The organism is Chryseobacterium sp. PvR013, assembly GCF_017833095.1.
Taxonomy (GTDB): Bacteria; Bacteroidota; Bacteroidia; order Flavobacteriales; family Weeksellaceae; genus Chryseobacterium; species Chryseobacterium culicis_A.
Map to the genome: position 1 here is coordinate 1533925 of NZ_JAFIBT010000001.1, position 16498 is coordinate 1550422.

General features: G+C 37.1%; 15 protein-coding genes. 9 read left to right on the forward strand and 6 right to left on the reverse strand.

Translation table 11 applies throughout. The features are described from left to right. The first annotated feature begins 173 nt into the window (after nt 1-173). Both JOE44_RS06935 and JOE44_RS06940 read left to right on the forward strand, forming a co-directional pair. A complete protein-coding gene (locus JOE44_RS06935) occupies nt 174-860 on the forward strand; it encodes a Crp/Fnr family transcriptional regulator (RefSeq protein ID WP_209784925.1) in 687 nt (228 codons plus the stop codon). A 108-nt stretch (nt 861-968) separates the two neighbouring features. Then, a complete protein-coding gene (locus JOE44_RS06940) occupies nt 969-1364 on the forward strand; it encodes a VOC family protein (RefSeq protein ID WP_209784926.1) in 396 nt (131 codons plus the stop codon). Nucleotides 1365-1437: 73 nt separating this feature from the next. Here the strand turns inward: JOE44_RS06940 and JOE44_RS06945 are convergent, their stop codons facing one another. The 4 genes from JOE44_RS06945 to JOE44_RS06960 form a co-directional block, all read right to left on the reverse strand. Then, complete coding sequence (locus tag JOE44_RS06945) at nt 1438-2388, reverse strand: alpha/beta hydrolase (RefSeq protein WP_209784927.1); 951 nt, start codon at nt 2386-2388, stop codon at nt 1438-1440. Nucleotides 2389-2528: 140 nt separating this feature from the next. Continuing rightward, the gene (locus tag JOE44_RS06950) at nt 2529-2936 is read right to left on the reverse strand and encodes an ACT domain-containing protein (protein ID WP_209784928.1); all 408 of its coding nucleotides are present in this window, start codon (nt 2934-2936) and stop codon (nt 2529-2531) included. A gap of 531 nt (nt 2937-3467) precedes the next feature. Then, on the reverse strand, nt 3468-4121 hold the full coding sequence (locus tag JOE44_RS06955) for a response regulator transcription factor (protein ID WP_209784929.1): 654 nt from the start codon (nt 4119-4121) through the stop codon (nt 3468-3470). Beyond that, nucleotides 4099-5805, reverse strand: coding sequence for a HAMP domain-containing sensor histidine kinase (locus tag JOE44_RS06960; protein ID WP_245169730.1), 1707 nt, complete (start codon nt 5803-5805; stop codon nt 4099-4101). Before JOE44_RS06960 ends, JOE44_RS06955 begins: the two co-directional genes overlap by 23 nt. A gap of 705 nt (nt 5806-6510) precedes the next feature. Here JOE44_RS06960 and JOE44_RS06965 point away from each other — a divergent pair. From JOE44_RS06965 to JOE44_RS06980, 4 genes are all read left to right on the forward strand, one after another. Further along, nucleotides 6511-7698, forward strand: coding sequence for an FAD-dependent oxidoreductase (locus tag JOE44_RS06965; RefSeq protein ID WP_209784931.1), 1188 nt, complete (start codon nt 6511-6513; stop codon nt 7696-7698). A 12-nt stretch (nt 7699-7710) separates the two neighbouring features. Further along, a complete protein-coding gene (locus JOE44_RS06970; protein ID WP_209784932.1) occupies nt 7711-9480 on the forward strand; it encodes an FAD-dependent oxidoreductase in 1770 nt (589 codons plus the stop codon). A 291-nt stretch (nt 9481-9771) separates the two neighbouring features. Further along, nucleotides 9772-10911: a VWA domain-containing protein gene (locus JOE44_RS06975; protein ID WP_209784933.1), complete on the forward strand. Its 1140-nt coding sequence runs from the start codon at nt 9772-9774 to the stop codon at nt 10909-10911. A gap of 62 nt (nt 10912-10973) precedes the next feature. Continuing rightward, on the forward strand, nt 10974-12428 hold the full coding sequence (locus tag JOE44_RS06980; protein WP_209784934.1) for a sigma 54-interacting transcriptional regulator: 1455 nt from the start codon (nt 10974-10976) through the stop codon (nt 12426-12428). A gap of 66 nt (nt 12429-12494) precedes the next feature. Here the strand turns inward: JOE44_RS06980 and JOE44_RS06985 are convergent, their stop codons facing one another. Further along, nucleotides 12495-12902, reverse strand: a complete 408-nt coding sequence (locus JOE44_RS06985) for a nuclear transport factor 2 family protein (RefSeq protein WP_209784935.1) — start codon at nt 12900-12902, stop codon at nt 12495-12497. Beyond that, a complete protein-coding gene (locus JOE44_RS06990) occupies nt 12903-13151 on the reverse strand; it encodes a DUF92 domain-containing protein (RefSeq protein WP_149387858.1) in 249 nt (82 codons plus the stop codon). A gap of 141 nt (nt 13152-13292) precedes the next feature. Between JOE44_RS06990 and JOE44_RS06995 the strand changes: the two genes are divergently transcribed. The 3 genes from JOE44_RS06995 (at nt 13293) to JOE44_RS07005 (ending at nt 16377) form a co-directional block, all read left to right on the forward strand. Further along, the gene (locus JOE44_RS06995; protein WP_209784936.1) at nt 13293-14117 is read left to right on the forward strand and encodes an AraC family transcriptional regulator; all 825 of its coding nucleotides are present in this window, start codon (nt 13293-13295) and stop codon (nt 14115-14117) included. A 69-nt stretch (nt 14118-14186) separates the two neighbouring features. Further along, complete coding sequence (locus JOE44_RS07000; RefSeq protein ID WP_209784937.1) at nt 14187-15308, forward strand: agmatine deiminase family protein; 1122 nt, start codon at nt 14187-14189, stop codon at nt 15306-15308. 124 nt (nt 15309-15432) lie between these two features. Continuing rightward, nucleotides 15433-16377, forward strand: a complete 945-nt coding sequence (locus JOE44_RS07005) for a 3',5'-cyclic-nucleotide phosphodiesterase (RefSeq protein ID WP_209784938.1) — start codon at nt 15433-15435, stop codon at nt 16375-16377. The last annotated feature ends 121 nt before the right edge of the window (nt 16378-16498 follow it).

A 16498-nucleotide genomic window follows, 5' to 3' on the forward strand; every position in this document is an offset into this window, starting at 1 on the left:
CAAAAATAGCTTTTACAGGTCGCTTCAAACTGTTCTGTACCTATTTCAGAATCAATTTTATTACTTTTGTAAAAGTAATCCGTTCAGGAAGAAAAGCTTATGATATAGATCGGCTTAAAATGTGATTTAAGTTAAAAACTGAGTGTAGATTCAACATCCTGTAAAGAAAAATTATGATCTCAAAATTTATTTTTAATAATCAGTATCTTTTTGATGAACTCCCTGAATATGATAAGAATCTTCTTACAGGAGCGATGAAAACCAAAAACTACCGTAAAAATGAACCTATATTTACAGACGGGACAAAGCCTAATGGCATTTACTATCTTAACGAAGGGAAAATAAAGAAATACAAGGTTGATAATGACGGAAGGGAACAGATTATTTACATTTACAGCTCCGGTGAATTTTTCGGGTATTCTGCTATTCTGAGCAATGAATCTTATGGAGATACCACCTCAACACTGGAAAATTCTGTTATCTCATTTATTTCAAAAGACAATTTTCTGGATATTCTAAGTCAGTCATCCGTTCTTTCAAGGCTGCTGCTGAAATCTTTAAGTCATGAATTCAGTGTGATGGCAAATCTTATTGCAGTTCTGTCTCATCGTACGGTACGGGAAAGAGCGGCTCTCAGTTTACTGATTCTTCACGATAAGTATACATCAAATGATGCTCCTGATGATGAAGTGTTTATTTCTCTTTCCCGAGTGGATCTTGCCAATATGGTGGGAACTGCCAGAGAAACTTTGGCCCGCATCATCAATGATTTTAAACAGGAAAAATTAATCCGATCTGAAGGAAGGAAAATACAGATCATCGACTCTAAGCGATTGATTCATATTGCTAATTTCTATTAATTTTATCTTCTTAAAAATGAACATTTAAAATCCTCAGTTCTCTACTGACAACCTGTTGTCATAAGTATCTGTTACCTTTGTTTCAAATTAATTCAAACAAAATACCTTATGAAACTTACCTCATTAAGACTCATCAGTAAAGACATCAAAGCAGCAGTAGAATTTTATGAACAGGCTATTGGATTATCTGCCCGATGGTATACTGAAGATTTTGCAGAACTTTCTGCTGACTCCATTACCATCGCCATTGGAAGTACCCAAACGATGAAAATGTTTTCGGAGGGTCTGACAGATTTCGCAGGAACAAAATCAATCATTATCGAATTTCTGGTTAAAAATGTAGACGAAGAATATGAAAGAATCAAAAATATAGCTTCTGAAATTATTCAGGAGCCAACAACCATGCCCTGGGGAAACCGATCACTTCTGTTCTGTGATCCGGATGGAAATATGATAAACTTTTTTACTCCTGTAAGTGCAGAGGCTGTAAAGAAGTTCAGCTAAACCATTCTTCAATAAAAAATAAAACCTCGCTGTTCATCAACGAGGTTTTTGTTCTAATTTTTAAAAGTCAACCTTATTTCCCAAGGAATTCAATGGCTTTCGCTACAAATGTATCATGATACTGATAAAAAGAAGCATGGCCTGAGTCCGGAAATATGACCAGTTCTGCATCATCTAAATGCTGAGCCATATTTTTAGCATTCTGAACCGATACCGGAAGATCATTTTCACCATGAACAATTAATACCGGCTTTTTGATTTTTTCAATTTCCGTAAGAGCATCAGCATTCGGTTGAGCCCAGCTCAAAACTGCCGTAAACTGTGCGTTGGAAGCTGCATCATTTAATGGAAGATCTCTGTCCGTAGTACGAAGCTGAACTCTTGCGAAAGATGCTTTACCTTCTGCTGTACTTTGAGCAGATTCTGTAAATCCAAATTTCAAATAGGAAGCTTCGGGGCTTAATCCGGCTGTTCCTGCAATAATATTAGGCAGATTCGATAATCCGATTGCTCCTTGCGGACCTGTTCCTGTTAAAATTACTTTGTTGATCAGTGACGGATTGGTCAGCACAATTCTCTGGGCAACAAATCCTCCCATAGAAAATCCCATGATATTCACTTGGGGCAAATGTAAAGCTTTGATAAAATCTACGGCATCATCAGCCATCGCCTGAACAGTATTCGGGGTTGTTCCTTTTGAGGAAGCTACTCCTTTATTGTCAAAGATAATTACTTTATACTTTTTTGCCAGTCCGTCTGTCACTGCAGGATCCCAGTCATCCATTGAGCCCCCTAACCCCGGCAACAGTACCAATGGAATGCCGTCTTCTTTTCCCAGCACACGATATGCAATGGCATTTCCTTTAACCGTTATGAATTGGGTCCTGGCAGTTTGGTGGTTTCTGTTTTGTACCTCCTGTGTCGTCGTGGGAGGCTCATTTTCTTCCGTGCAGGATACAGTCACTACGGTAAAAAGAGTTAAACATAATAAGCTTACGGCTGAGATTTTTCTGATTGTTTTCATTGTAGTTTATTTTTGTATGATTATGGTGCAAACATAAAACACAAAAACAGGCAGAACACTCAAAAGCTTTATCAACAGGACATTTTAATGAGTTAATTAGACATTTTTGAAGGTGAAAATTAAAATTCCTAAAACTGTTTTTAAAACTCTTTAGATTTTTTCAATGCAATAAGGGCTTCCATTGCTTTCTCAGCATCTTCTTTCGCTATAAAAATATGATCATGAAAATAAGCGGCAACCACATTGCAGCTGATATTTTCCTTTTTCAAGGCATTGGCAAAAGCTGCGGTGAGTCCTATGGCTTCCAGAGAGGAATGAATAGTGAGCGTGATCCATGAAGAAATATAACTATAGGGCATTTTCCATTCGTCGGCTATCGTTCTTTTCAGCACAATGGTAATGGCTTCATGTTCCCGGAAGAAAAACAGAATCTTTTCCATATCCGGTATTCCGTTTAAAGTTTCAACAGTACAAAACACAAATTCTCCGGTATTCAATACAGGTTCCATATTCTGAATCAAAACCGATAAGTCTTTTTCTCCTGACATCTTTTTTTTGATACAAAACTAAGGGATAGACGACAGCATTCTGTTTATCATTTGATAAAAAACACTCAAACATTCAATTTAAAAAGTGAGAAAATGATTTCTCGTTCAAAAACAAAAAGGAGACTGTCTGCCTCCTTTTTGTTTGTAATGTAACCTATCAACTGAACCTCACTATATGTGTTTGTGTTTTTTTTTGATCATTTGGCTTTTTTAAGAAGTCCGTTTAAGGTTATTCATACACTTCTTTTAATTTCATCAGTGTGTATTAATTTTCATCATTTGTGTTCTTATAACTATCCGTTTATTATTTGTATAGCTATCATCATTTGTTGTTTTTTGTGTATGAAATTGTATTCATTGAAGAGCATTTCTCAGTTGCTTTTTTCATTACTTAAATTTCATAGTACAAAGGAACAACATTACAACATAAAATCTTCTATAAACCCCATCGATACATGTCGATCGACTTATAGATATTTATCGATGAAATATTATTTTCTGACAATAAGAAGTGAATAACACCTTAAAACACTATAGCTTATGATGGGTTTTGACAAGGTCAACAAGCTCAACCATATTTTCAATCTTTAGTTTTTCAAAGATATTTTTTTTGATGGTGCTTACTGTATTTTGTTTGATATTCAGGCTGTTTGAAATTTCCAGGTTTCCATATCCTTCAGCATAAAGTTCTGCAATCTGAAGTTCTCTTTTGGTTAAACTGTTGAGTGGACTTATCAGATCCGGATTGTAAACAAACTGTACCAATAGATCCCTTAAAAGATCAGAGAAATATTCCCCTTTCTCAATAAAGGCTGTAATCGCTTCTCTTACCTCTTCCTCTTCACTCAGCTTACTCAGATAGCCGTTAGCACCGGCTTTGATAAATTTAAGGCCATGCAGTTCCTCTTCAAGTCCTGTAAAAATCAAAATTTTAAGATCTGGATTTACACTTTTCATCTGAGGTAAAATATGAAGACTGTTTCCATCCGGGAAATGAGCATCAATAACGGCCATTTCTACTCCTTTTGACTCTATCATCTCCAATACCTGATGTAAGGATGAAGTCTGATAAATCTTAGCGTGAGGAACAATATCACTGATTACAATTTCCATTCCCTGACGTACAATGCTGTGATCGTCTGCAAGCAGGAAAATAATCTCTTTATTTTGAATTGGTGTTTCCATTTTTATTACTATTTAAATTGATCCTGAATGTCACTTTCGTTCCTTTGTGCAGTTTACTTTCAACTGATATATCACCATCGAAAAGTTCAACAATTTCTTTGACCAGATTAAGTCCAAGTCCTGCTCCCAGATTATCCACCTCATCAGACACCATTCCCTGATAATAAGGATCAAAAATTTTACCAAGATCCGATTCTGATATTCCTACTCCGGTATCTCCTACCGTTGTGATCAGGGAAATTTTATTTTCTCCAATAGATTCGGTAGCCATCACCAGATCAATCTGTCCGTTTTCTGTAAACTTGTTGGCATTTCCGAGAATATTCATAAAAATCTGATTGATTCTGATGTTATCCGAAAATACATTCAGATTCTCAGGAATTCTGTCTGTTACCACAAACCTGTTATTTCTCGTTTCCAGATAAGGAGTAATCACTTTTACAATAGAACTGATCTCATCTTTAAGATTGAAAACTGAGGGTATAAGTTCTTTTTCAGCATTTTCATTTTTGGTGTATTCTAAGATCTGATTAGACTGCAGAAGCAATGTACTATTGGTAAATTTGATCGATTTAAGATAATCCTTTATCGTTTCATCTTCCGTCGTTCTGTGGATTTTATCTATGAAAATATTGATAATTTTTAACGGAGACCTCAGATCATGGCTCAGCATTCCCAGAATCCTGTTTTTAAAATTAAGGTTCTTTTTAATCTCTTTATTCGCAGCATTAAGCTTTTGTTCATAGATAAATGCTACTCTTGTAAAGTACATGATCAGAATGGATACAATAAACATCAGAATCATCAATCCCAATACCAGATAGCTTCTGATCTTGTTATTATTGGAACTCTGTTCATTGTATTCTTTTTCCAGTTGGGATTTAAAATCCCTGATGGCATTTTCGTACACTTCTATTAAGCTGTTGCTATACACCAGAAGTTTACTGAAATTGCTGTAAAACTGCAGGTTATTTTTCTGATTTTGAACGGCAAGCATCTGGACCTTCTTTACTTCAGCAGCATAATGCTTATCCATAGACTTTATGGTGTTGTCCATTTTGGATTTAACCTGAGAAAGATCCAGCGTTTTATTGTTGGTCATTGTGATTACCGTACTTTCTTTCTGAACATCCACTTTCCCTGTTACAGCGTCTTTTAAACGTCCGAAAAAGCCTTTCTTTTTAATGGTATCGGCGTAGGTACGGGTTTGAATTTTCAAATCTTCAAAATCATTTTTGTACTTGGCGGGTTCATACTGTTTATCTTCAATATTTTGAGGCGGATTCAGAGAAGTCTGGTATACCGAATCTATTAATGTTTTCAGTTTTGCAGTCTTCACTGTATCCTGACGATGAAGAGACAATGTCTTTTTCAGCCTGGGACTCGTATTTTCATATTCCCCAATTTTATCAAAATTCGTTTTAAGTTTTCTCAACGACTGGAAATATAACTGTAATTCTCCGTTATCCTGAGTCGCCATATATTTCTGAAGATGTTCCTGGGCATCCAGAAAATCTTTCCTCGAATTATCTGTCAATCCTCCCAATGCACGGCTTTCCTCCAGCTGATCTTTAATAAATTTCAGCTTTTTCCCGTTAACAAATTCGTTATAAAAAAATATGGCGATAATGACCTGTATCAGTAAAATACAAAAGATCAATGAGTAATGAACAAGTTTTCTCAATTTAAAATTTAAGAATTTATATTTCATATTTGTTTATCAGTTAAATTAATTTCCTGACTACATAAGTCCATTAGATATTAGCCTTTAACAATATACCATTATTTTCAACAATTTCATAATAGCTGTATATCATCCAATTGGCAAAGTTAAAGTAATTTTTGTCTTCTTATAATAATGAATATTTGATAAAACTCACAGAATTTAATTTTTTTCTCTATCAAAACGCCATATAAATACTCAGTTTTATCTGCGTAAATCTATTTTTTTAGATCAATTGCAAAAGTTGGGGTGCTCTAAAATATTCTGCATCTGCCTGTTTTATTATATCTGGCGAATAATATATAATCAATAACGTGTGAAAAAATCAATAGACGGCTACTCATCATTTCAGTGATTTTGAAGGGTTAGAATTTCTATTTTTTTACCATTAAGTATTTCTACTACATACCACATTTGGTCATTTACACTCTAAAAACATATACCCTCTTCTTTGTTACTTTGAAATGCTTATTAATAGTGACAATATTCAATGGAAAACCAGAATATGCACATGTACCGGCAGATTCGTCTCTATACCTAATCTATCGTAGCAGATAGAACTCAGAGCGTTTTGAAGATCAGTAATAGTGGTACATTCCTTCCTATTGATGCCTTTACGTTCTCTGTTCTCTTCAATACGATTATAAAAAATAAAACAAATAACCTATGATTACAGAAAACTACGACGTAATCGTCATTGGCGGAGGAGCAATAGGGCTGGCTACGGCTTATCATCTTGGCCAGCGCCAGGCAAAAACATTAGTATTGGAACAGTACACTTTTGTGAATCAGCTCGGCAGTTCTGCAGGAGTATCACGCCAGTTCCGGATTCCTTATCCGGATGAATATATGGTACAAATGGCTTTGGATGCATTGCCTTATTGGGATGAACTGCAAAAAAAGACGGATACGCAATTGCTTGATAAAGTAGGAACACTCTGGTTTGGTGATCCGGAAGTACATTCTACAGAAGGAAATATTGCTGAAGCTGAAAAAGCTTTAAAAGCATTAGGGGTTCCGTATACCACGTTAACGTCAAAGGAAATTGAAGAACAATATCATTTCAAAAACCTTCCGGATAATTATACAGGCTTGTTTCAGCCGGATGGTGCCAGCATTAATTTTAAAGCAACCATTGAAACTCTTTTAGGTCTTTGCCAAAAGGAAGAAACCGTTGAACTTAGAGAAAATTCTCCGGTGCTGGAGATCAAACAAAACGGTGATCTTTTTGAGCTTACCACGCCCAACGGAGTTTATATCGCCAAAAAACTGGCTATCATTCCCGGACCTTATATCAACAGCGTTATCAACCTGCTTGATTTTAAAATAGAAGCCACTTACTGGAATATGTCTTCTGCTTATTTTAAAAAGACTGATCCTGCGATACAATACCCAACCTGGTTTGTATTCCAGAATGCAACAGGAGATAACGGCAACCAGTTTTATGGTTTCCCATCTGTGGAATGGGATCATCCGGAATACATCCGCGTAGCCCCGGATTTTGTCATCAAACCTTTGGAAGAACCAAGTGACAGAACGTTAATTCCAAATCCCCAGGAGCTGGCTTACACTTCTGAATGGGTACAAAGCCATATGACCGGGCTAAGTATTGAACCGGAATATACTTCAACATGTCTTATCGCTTTAAGTACAATTCCCAATAAAGAACTGCTGATTGATTTTGCACCACCTTATGTTCCCAACCATAAAAATATTGTGGTATATGCCACCGGATGGGCTGCCAAATTCACTCCATTCTTAGGTAAAATTATGTCGGATCTTGCATTAGACGGACATACTGATTTTGATATTACTCCATTCCGATTAGGATATAAATATTTCTTAGCACTTTAAAATTATAGAACCATGAATCAAAAAAACGTTAATAAAGATACCCCGCTGTATCAGGGAATGCAGCCCGATCTGAAAGTAGAAGTAGCCATTATCGGTGCCGGAACTTCCGGATTATATACTGCTTTTCGTTTGGTAACAGACAATAAGTACAAAGGTCATGAGGTACAGATCTTCGACATGAGTAACAGGTTAGGTGGAAGACTTGAATCCGTAATCATGCCGGGAATGAATTTCTGGGGTGAACTCGGAGGGATGCGTTATCTGACTTCTCAGGAGATTGTGACCACATTAATAGAAGGTTATCCACTGAAAGAGGATCCGAGCAAAAGAATACCCGTATTAAAGGATAAGATGACTCCTGTTCTCTTTCCTATGGGTAAACCGGAAGAACTCTTCATGTATATCAGAAAAGAACGTTTCAAACAAAATGCATGGACGGAAAAGCAAGATCAGGGCAACAAACTGATTACCCGTTATTTTCTGAATAAAAATGACGAAGGTTTAAGCTCTGACCAGCTATTCAATAAAATCATTTACAATGTTTTAATGTCGGATCCGTGGGTAGTAGAAAACTATAAAGAATTAATCATTGAAGATCCTAACGGTTATGATTATACTTTCAAGCTGACCAGCAGGGATTGGGATGCCATCAAACCAAGAATGGTTTACAATTTCCCAGGTTCTCCTTATGACAAGCGTCTGGTAAATGATATTGGTTTCTGGAACTTAATCAAAGATCAGGTTTCTCAGGAAGGATATGAATTCTTAGCGAATGCCGGAGGATACTATTCCAATACCATCAACTGGAATTCCGCAGAGGCATTTCCGTATATGGTAGGAGATTTTTCTGCCAATACTACTTACAAAACGATTGAAGAAGGCTACGACAGCATCGCTTATGCAATTGCCAATGCTTATATGGAATATGAAGGAACACGCATCTGGTCTGAAAATAAACTGATTACTTTCACCAAAGACCATCATTTAATATCCACTCATAAATATGAACTTACTTTCCTGAATATTCAAAGCAATACAACGTGGAAAGTGTATGCCAATTCAATAGTATTGGGTATGCCAAGAAAATCTCTTGAACTGTTGGATCAGAATAACTTCTTTTTCGATGCTAACAGACATCAGAAACTGAATGAAAATATCCGTTCTATCATTATGGAACCTGCCTTTAAAATCCTGATGGGTTTCGAGCGCCCATGGTGGAAAGAGCTGGGAATTGATTCCGGGCACTCCATTACAGATTTACCGATGAGACAATGTTATTATTTCGGTACTGATCCTGAAAACAACAATTCAATGTTGCTGGGAAGCTACGGTGATATGGAAACAGAAACATTCTGGAAAGCGCTTTCTGATGACAAAGTTCTGTTCAAAGTTAGAGCTAACAAGTCTACATCCATGGAAGAATTACACAAATTTGATGACGTTCAGGCCACAGAATTTATGGTCAACGAATTGATCAACCAGCTGAAAGAAGTCCATGGTATAGATATCCCACAGCCTTATATAACCTATTTCAGAGACTGGACCGATGATCCTTACGGCGCTGGATATCATGCATGGAAAGCAGGTTTCTCTGTGAAAGATGTCATGCCCTATATGAGAAAACCGCTGATAGATGAGCAGATTCATATTATCGGAGAAGCTTATTCTGACCAACAAGGATGGGTGGAAGGTGCTTTCTGTGAAGCGGAAAAAATGCTTCAGACCCATTATAAATTAGACTGGCCGTACTGGCTGGATCCTGATTATTATTTAGGATGGTAATCTTGAATACATAATAGTAAGATGATGTGTATAGATAAAGCTCCGGAGTATTTCGGAGCTTTATCGCATTCTAGACAGTAGAATTTTTCTGATTTTTAATCTATATAATCTGATGAACATTATATTCTTATTCCATATCACTACCATTAGTTTTTTCTATTTATCAAAGGGAATCTTGAAGTGATATTTTCCTAACTTTTCAGTTTGAAACGAAATAAAGAATACTCCTGATAATTTTTGGATTATCAGAACTATTCAAAACCCAATAACAGCAAAACAGCTCATCATCTTATGACAGATAAAAATTTTAATCCTCATAAAGGCTTTATATTCAGCAAGCATGTACCGGAGGAATTATCACATTTTGACCGGGTCTTTGATGTTTTCAAAGATTTGCTCACCCATACCTCCGGAGATATAGAGGAAGCTTTCGAGTGGCTTGATATGCTTGATAAAGAATATGATATCTTCAATGAAGAATATACCCTTCAGGATTTTGAAGAAGATTTGAAAAAAAGAGGTTATATCAGAGAAGAAGATCCTGAAGAAGGCAATACAGGAAGTGGAAAAGGTAAAAATATATTAACGCCTAAACTGGAAGCAGCCCTTCGTGAGTATGCCTTAGACCAGATTTTTGGAAAGCTGAAGAAAAACGGAGCAGGAAATCACCGCACCAGCAAAACAGGAATCGGAGATGAAAGAGATGGCGAAAACCGCTCCTTCCAATACGGAGATGATCTTGCAGCAGTGAATATGACTGAAAGCTTAAAGAATGCACAGATCAATAACGGAATTTCAGACCTGCGCCTGACAGAGGAAGACCTTATCGTAGAAGAAACGAAACACAAGGCACAGATGAGTACCGTTCTGATGATAGACATCAGCCACTCCATGATTCTATACGGTGAAGACCGTATTACTCCGGCGAAAAAAGTAGCCATGGCACTTGTGGAACTGATTAAACGAAAATATCCCAAAGATTCTATCGACATCATTGTTTTTGGAAATGAAGCATGGCCTATCAAAATCAAAGACCTTCCCTATTTAAAAGTAGGTCCTTATCATACCAATACGGTAGCAGGTCTGGAGCTGGCAATGGATATTCTCCGCAGAAAAAGAAATACCAATAAACAGATTTTTATGATCACCGATGGAAAGCCAAGTTGCATTCAGCTTCCCAGTGGAGAGTTTTATATGAATAGTTTTGGTTTGGATGAAAAAATTGTTAACCAATGCTTCAACAGAGCAGCACAAGCCAGAAAACTGAAAATACCCATCACTACTTTTATGATTGCTCAGGATCCTTATCTGCGACAGTTTGTAGAAGAGTTTACCGCTCAGAACAAAGGAAAAGCTTTCCTGACAGGGCTTTCAGGTTTAGGACAAATGATTTTTGAAGATTACGAAAAAAACAGAATAAGAAGAATTTAAAGGTCAGATTTCAGACTTTAAAGCATTAAAATAAAATCTTACCCGATAAAGTATTACAAGAAATGAAAAACGATATCACATTTAAAGAATTAAAAGACTCCGGTTATACCCATAAAACAATTAATGAGGAAATTCAGGCCAACTTAATTGCCAGGATTAAAGCTAAAGAACCAGTATTCGAAGGACTTTGGGGCTATGAAGACACCGTGGTTCCCCAATTGAAAAAAGCAATTCTTGCCGGGCACCACATCAATTTACTTGGACTGCGCGGCCAGGCAAAAACCAGAATTGCAAGAAGTATGGTTAATCTGCTTGATGAATATATGCCTGTTGTAAAAGGTTCCGAAATCAACGACAGCCCGTTTCATCCCATTTCAAAATTTGCCAAAGACCTCATTGATGAATTGGGTGATGAAACTCCTATTTCCTGGGTACACCGCTCTCAACGTTTCTATGAAAAACTGGCCACTCCGGATGTGAATGTGGCTGATTTAATCGGTGATATAGACCCTATCAAAGCGGCCACTTTAAAACTTCCTTATTCTGATGAACGTGTTCTCCATTACGGAATGATTCCCCGTGCTAACCGTTCCATATTTGTTTTAAATGAATTGCCTGATTTACAGGCCCGAATCCAGGTTTCCCTGTTTAATATTTTACAGGAAGGAGATATTCAGATCCGGGGATTCCAGCTGAGAATGCCTCTTGATATTCAATTTGTTTTTACAGCCAATCCGGAAGATTATACCAACAGAGGAAGTATTGTAACTCCATTGAAAGACAGAATCGGATCGCAGATTTTCACCCATTATCCAAAAACAATTGCTCTTGCCCGACAGATTACCGAGCAGGAAGCCCTGATCTCTGCTGAAGATAAAGCACAGATACAGATTCCTGATCTGGCGAAAGATCTTTTGGAAGAAGTAGCTTTTGCAGCCCGAATCAGTGAATATGTAGATGCAAAAAGCGGTGTAAGTGCCCGTTTGACGATCAGTGCAATGGAAAACTTAGTTGCAGCCGCCAAATTACGTCTGATTGAATCCGGAGCAGAGAAAACCACCATCCGGCTGCTCGACTTCATGTCTATCATTCCGTCTATTACAGGAAAAATTGAACTGGTATATGAAGGAGAACAGGAAGGAGCTGATTACGTAGCCAAAATTCTGATTGACAAAGCAGTCATGACTCAATTTGAAAGTATATTCCCCCGTATTTCCAAACTGGAAAAAGAAGGCATCAAAACACCTTATACCGATCTGATCAGATGGTTCAATAAAAACCATTTAGAACTTAATTACAACGATACAGATGAAGAATTTTATGCTAAGCTTGATAAGATAGCTCCTCTGACAGCGGTAGTGGAAGAAAATACCTCTGAACTCAACGCTGAAGATCAGAATTTCTGTAAAGAATTGGTGCTATGGGCATTAACCATCAGCAACAAAATTGATAAATCTGAAAATCAAAATGTCTTTACTTTTGATTCGCCGGGAATTGGCCAGTTTTTGCGTAATTAAAATCAATATTCGATAGATTAAATATAAAAACCTTCAGAACTGATCTGAAGGTTTTTTATTTTTTCTTTACACCATATTATCATTTTTAAGTATAGCAGCACCAAAAGGATTATCAACCAGCCACAGCCATTCTCCGTCTTCATTTCTTTTCATGATACAGGAAGTATGGCCTTTCATTTCAATCAGATGCCCGTCCGGAGCTTTTCCGGTCATTTCCCAATGGTCTAGCCACATGGCAAGATCATTCACAACGGTTACATGGGGAGTTTCACCCTGAATATCCAGTTGTAAACGGCAAATCTCATTCATTGCCAATGCGATCTGATCAAGCCCTCTCAGCTCTCTCCCATCCCTATCTATATAGACCGCTTCGGGATGAAAACAGCTTAATGCACCTACAGCATCTCCGTTTTTTATACAGTAACGGAAATAAGCTACTGCTCCCGCTTCTGTTTGTCTGTTAAACCCGTGCATTTATTTCAGGTTTCTGGAGTTTAATTCTTCTTCTAATTGTTTCTTATTTTTATTCCAGCGGCTCACAATAGAACCTACAAAAAATAATGGCAAAACAGTCAGAAATCCGAAACCGCCCGTTATGGTACTATAAATAGAAATACCAACCATTACTCCCAGAAGTACAGCATTGAGAATGTTATTGGATTTGATTTCTTTTTTCTTTTCTAATAATTCATGGTCGGTTAATTGTGATAATTCTTTTTCCATGGTTTATTTCAAGTTTTTGGGTTGTTTTTGGGTTTTTAAAATGGCAAAAATTATGGTTTTACCGAAAGCTAAAATACAACATTGCTGAGACATTTTTTTATTTCTTTTATTTGTAATTTATTTCTGAAAATTTCAAAGCTTATGGAAGACAACCTGAATTGTATTTACAGAATTATCAATTTCATGGAAAAGAACTACGATCAGCCCGTCTCTGTAAAAGAACTGGAAGATATTTCCCATTACTCCTACCGAAATATCCAGCGCATTTTTAAGTACAGTTGTGGGGAAACCATTGGAGCTTTCCAGCAAAGATTAAAAGTAGAAAATGCCTATAAACGGATTCTTTATACTCAGGAAAACCTTACCTCCATTGCTATTGAAGTAGGTTTCGCCAATATCGCTTCTTTTTCCAAAGCTTTTAAACAACATTTTGGGATTTCACCCAAAGCAGCAAGACAAAGTAAAGAACAGCTCCTTTGTGGAGACGCCATCATTCCGGTCACATCAGATATTTTGCTGGAGCCCGAAATTGTATTTTTGAAACCCATGCAGGTATATTATCAGAGTATTAACACCTATTACAACAATGAAGAAATTGAAGTTCTGTGGGAAAAATTTATGGAAAATGAGTTTCCTGATTCCGGGACAGCTTATTTTGGAGTCATCGCAGATGAACCATTGATTACCACTGAAATCAACTGTCGGTATGATGCATGTTCTTCCGTACAGTCTGCCCAAAAAAAGCTTCCTTCAAAAACAATATTGGGAGGAAAATATGCCCGCTTCACCCACGCAGGCAGCTATGACACAATTGATGAAACCTATACCAAAATCTATTCCCGCTGGATTTTTAATTCAGGTCTTGAATTCACCCACACTCCTATTATCGAAAAATATGAAAGGCATGCTGAAAATGAAGAGGACCAGGAAAAACAGCTGACTTATATTTTATTGCCCCTGAAGTAAGTTGTCAATTTGGGACAACTTTTACAGCTTTTATCGATCTAATTTTGCCCTGTTAAAAATAGATCAATTATGCAAAAAAAGAAAATCTTGTCCCTGCTCTTGCCTGCCCTTTTACTTTCCTGTTCACAGACAGATACAGTAGAGAATCCAGATACGGTGAACCCCGTGGCAGCTCTTTACAAAATGCCGGAAGAATCGGCAACACACGAAGGAACTTGGCTTCAATGGCCCCATCAGTATCAATATGGAACTACTTACCGTAACAGACTGGATGCAACATGGGTAGCGATGGCCAAAGAACTGGTACAAAGTGAAAAAGTTCACATCATTGCTTATGACGGTGTAGAAAAGGATCGTATTACAGCCCTGTTAAACAATGCCGGAGTTCCGCTTACCCATATTAATTTCAAGCTTTATCAGACAGATGATTTCTGGGTAAGAGATAACGGTCCTATCTATGTGAAGGATCAAAACGGACAGTTATTTATTCAGGATTGGGGATTTAACGGCTGGGGTAATAAAGCCGATTACAGCAAATGCAACACCATTCCTTCCAAAATAGCTACCGATACCAATATTCCAAAAATCAATCTTAACTCAGTGATGATTAATGAAGGCGGAAGTGTGGAAATTGACGGAAACGGAGTCTTGATGGCTTGTAAAAGTTCTATCCTGAATAATAACAGAAATCCGGGAATGACCCAACAGGAAGCAGAAGCCATATTTACTAAAAATCTGGGGGTAACCAAATTTATCTGGCTGAATGGAAAAGCCGGTCTTGATATCACAGATATGCACATTGATGGTTTCGCAAGATTTGCCAATTCATCCACGATTATCACTATGAATCCTGATGATCTTAAATACTGGCAGGTTCCGGATGGTGATATTAATAAGCTATATGATGCTACCACAAAAAGCGGATCTGCTTATCATTTTGTAAAAGTACCCCTCACAAGAAATGATGTAATAACAACCTATGGAAAAAATGTAGGCCGTGCTTCTTATATTAATTATTATATCGCAAATAACCGCGTATTGGTACCTAATTACAACGACCCCAATGATGCTGTGGCCAATAACATTATTCAGCAGCTGTATCCTGGCAAACAGGTAGTGGGAATAGACTGCCGTAATTTATTTGCCAATGGCGGAATGGTACACTGCGTAACCCAGCAACAGCCCCAATAAATACGATTAAAAATAAAGCCTGCTGAAAATCAGCAGGCTTTCCTGATAAAGAATGCCAGTCCCCAAAAATAGCGTAAATTTGTCTGACCATCTTGTTATAAGGTGGTTTTCTATTGTAAGTATTATGAAAAAAACAGCAGTTTCTTTATTAGCCCTACTTCTGAATATTGTTTGTCAGGCACAAAATTTTGATGTTATTCCTTTAGGGATATATGGCGGTGAGCAGGAAGATAATTTATCAGCCTATCTGGTAGGAGCACCGAAAGACAATGCATTTCTATGTCTTGATGCCGGTACCGTAAATGCCGGAATACGGAAAGCAATTCAATTAAAAAGTCTTGAAGGATCAGCGGAAACAGTGTTAAAAGATCAGATAAAAGGATATTTTGTGTCGCATGGTCATCTGGATCATTTATCAGGACTGATCATCAATTCCCCGGCCGACTCCAAAAAGGATATTTTTGCTATAGCACCTGTGATTCAGATTTTACAGAATCATTACTTCATCACAGATACCTGGATCAATTTTGCGGATCAGGGACAAAAACCTATCCTTGGAAAATACCATTATAATGAACTTCAGGAAGGCGCTGAAATCCCTGCACCTAAAACACCTTTCTTTATCACAGGTTATGAACTGAGCCATGTAAACCCTTATAAAAGCAGTGCGGCATTGGTAAGAAGAGATGAACACTATTTACTGTATCTGGGTGATACAGGTGCAGACCGCATTGAAAAATCTGACCGTCTGGATCATCTTTGGAATACCATTGCTCCTCTTGTTAAAAAAAGAAAACTGAATACCATATTAATTGAAGTTTCATTTCCTAACAGCCAGCCAGAGCATCTTCTGTTTGGCCACCTTACTCCTAATCTTCTGGTTGAAGAATTAAGTAAGCTGAAAGAAAAAACAGGTCAGAACAATCTTGAAGGGCTCAATATTGTCGTTACCCATAGAAAACCTACAGGTGATAATCCAGAACTTATCAAAAAGGAATTATTGAAAAACAATCCCCTAAACGTAAATTATATTTTCCCTGAACAAGGTAAAAAAATTAGTTTACCCTAATTATCAATCAAAAGATGAAGCTCATTTCGGCTTCATCTTTTTTTCTGCAATCATTAAACATATATAATTTAAATATTTGACATTCAATATTTTAATTCAAACTCTTTAAAATTAGAAAGTT

What these genes read in the sequence shown, in the direction of transcription:
- JOE44_RS06935 (WP_209784925.1), top strand. Translation starts at nt 174, where the DNA reads ATGATCTCAAAATTTATTTTTAATAATCAGTATCTTTTTGATGAACTC.
- JOE44_RS06940 (WP_209784926.1), top strand. Translation starts at nt 969, where the DNA reads ATGAAACTTACCTCATTAAGACTCATCAGTAAAGACATCAAAGCAGCA.
- JOE44_RS06945 (WP_209784927.1), bottom strand. Translation starts at nt 2,388, where the DNA reads ATGAAAACAATCAGAAAAATCTCAGCCGTAAGCTTATTATGTTTAACT.
- JOE44_RS06950 (WP_209784928.1), bottom strand. Translation starts at nt 2,936, where the DNA reads ATGTCAGGAGAAAAAGACTTATCGGTTTTGATTCAGAATATGGAACCT.
- JOE44_RS06955 (WP_209784929.1), bottom strand. Translation starts at nt 4,121, where the DNA reads ATGGAAACACCAATTCAAAATAAAGAGATTATTTTCCTGCTTGCAGAC.
- JOE44_RS06965 (WP_209784931.1), top strand. Translation starts at nt 6,511, where the DNA reads ATGATTACAGAAAACTACGACGTAATCGTCATTGGCGGAGGAGCAATA.
- JOE44_RS06970 (WP_209784932.1), top strand. Translation starts at nt 7,711, where the DNA reads ATGAATCAAAAAAACGTTAATAAAGATACCCCGCTGTATCAGGGAATG.
- JOE44_RS06975 (WP_209784933.1), top strand. Translation starts at nt 9,772, where the DNA reads ATGACAGATAAAAATTTTAATCCTCATAAAGGCTTTATATTCAGCAAG.
- JOE44_RS06980 (WP_209784934.1), top strand. Translation starts at nt 10,974, where the DNA reads ATGAAAAACGATATCACATTTAAAGAATTAAAAGACTCCGGTTATACC.
- JOE44_RS06985 (WP_209784935.1), bottom strand. Translation starts at nt 12,902, where the DNA reads ATGCACGGGTTTAACAGACAAACAGAAGCGGGAGCAGTAGCTTATTTC.
- JOE44_RS06990 (WP_149387858.1), bottom strand. Translation starts at nt 13,151, where the DNA reads ATGGAAAAAGAATTATCACAATTAACCGACCATGAATTATTAGAAAAG.
- JOE44_RS06995 (WP_209784936.1), top strand. Translation starts at nt 13,293, where the DNA reads ATGGAAGACAACCTGAATTGTATTTACAGAATTATCAATTTCATGGAA.
- JOE44_RS07000 (WP_209784937.1), top strand. Translation starts at nt 14,187, where the DNA reads ATGCAAAAAAAGAAAATCTTGTCCCTGCTCTTGCCTGCCCTTTTACTT.
- JOE44_RS07005 (WP_209784938.1), top strand. Translation starts at nt 15,433, where the DNA reads ATGAAAAAAACAGCAGTTTCTTTATTAGCCCTACTTCTGAATATTGTT.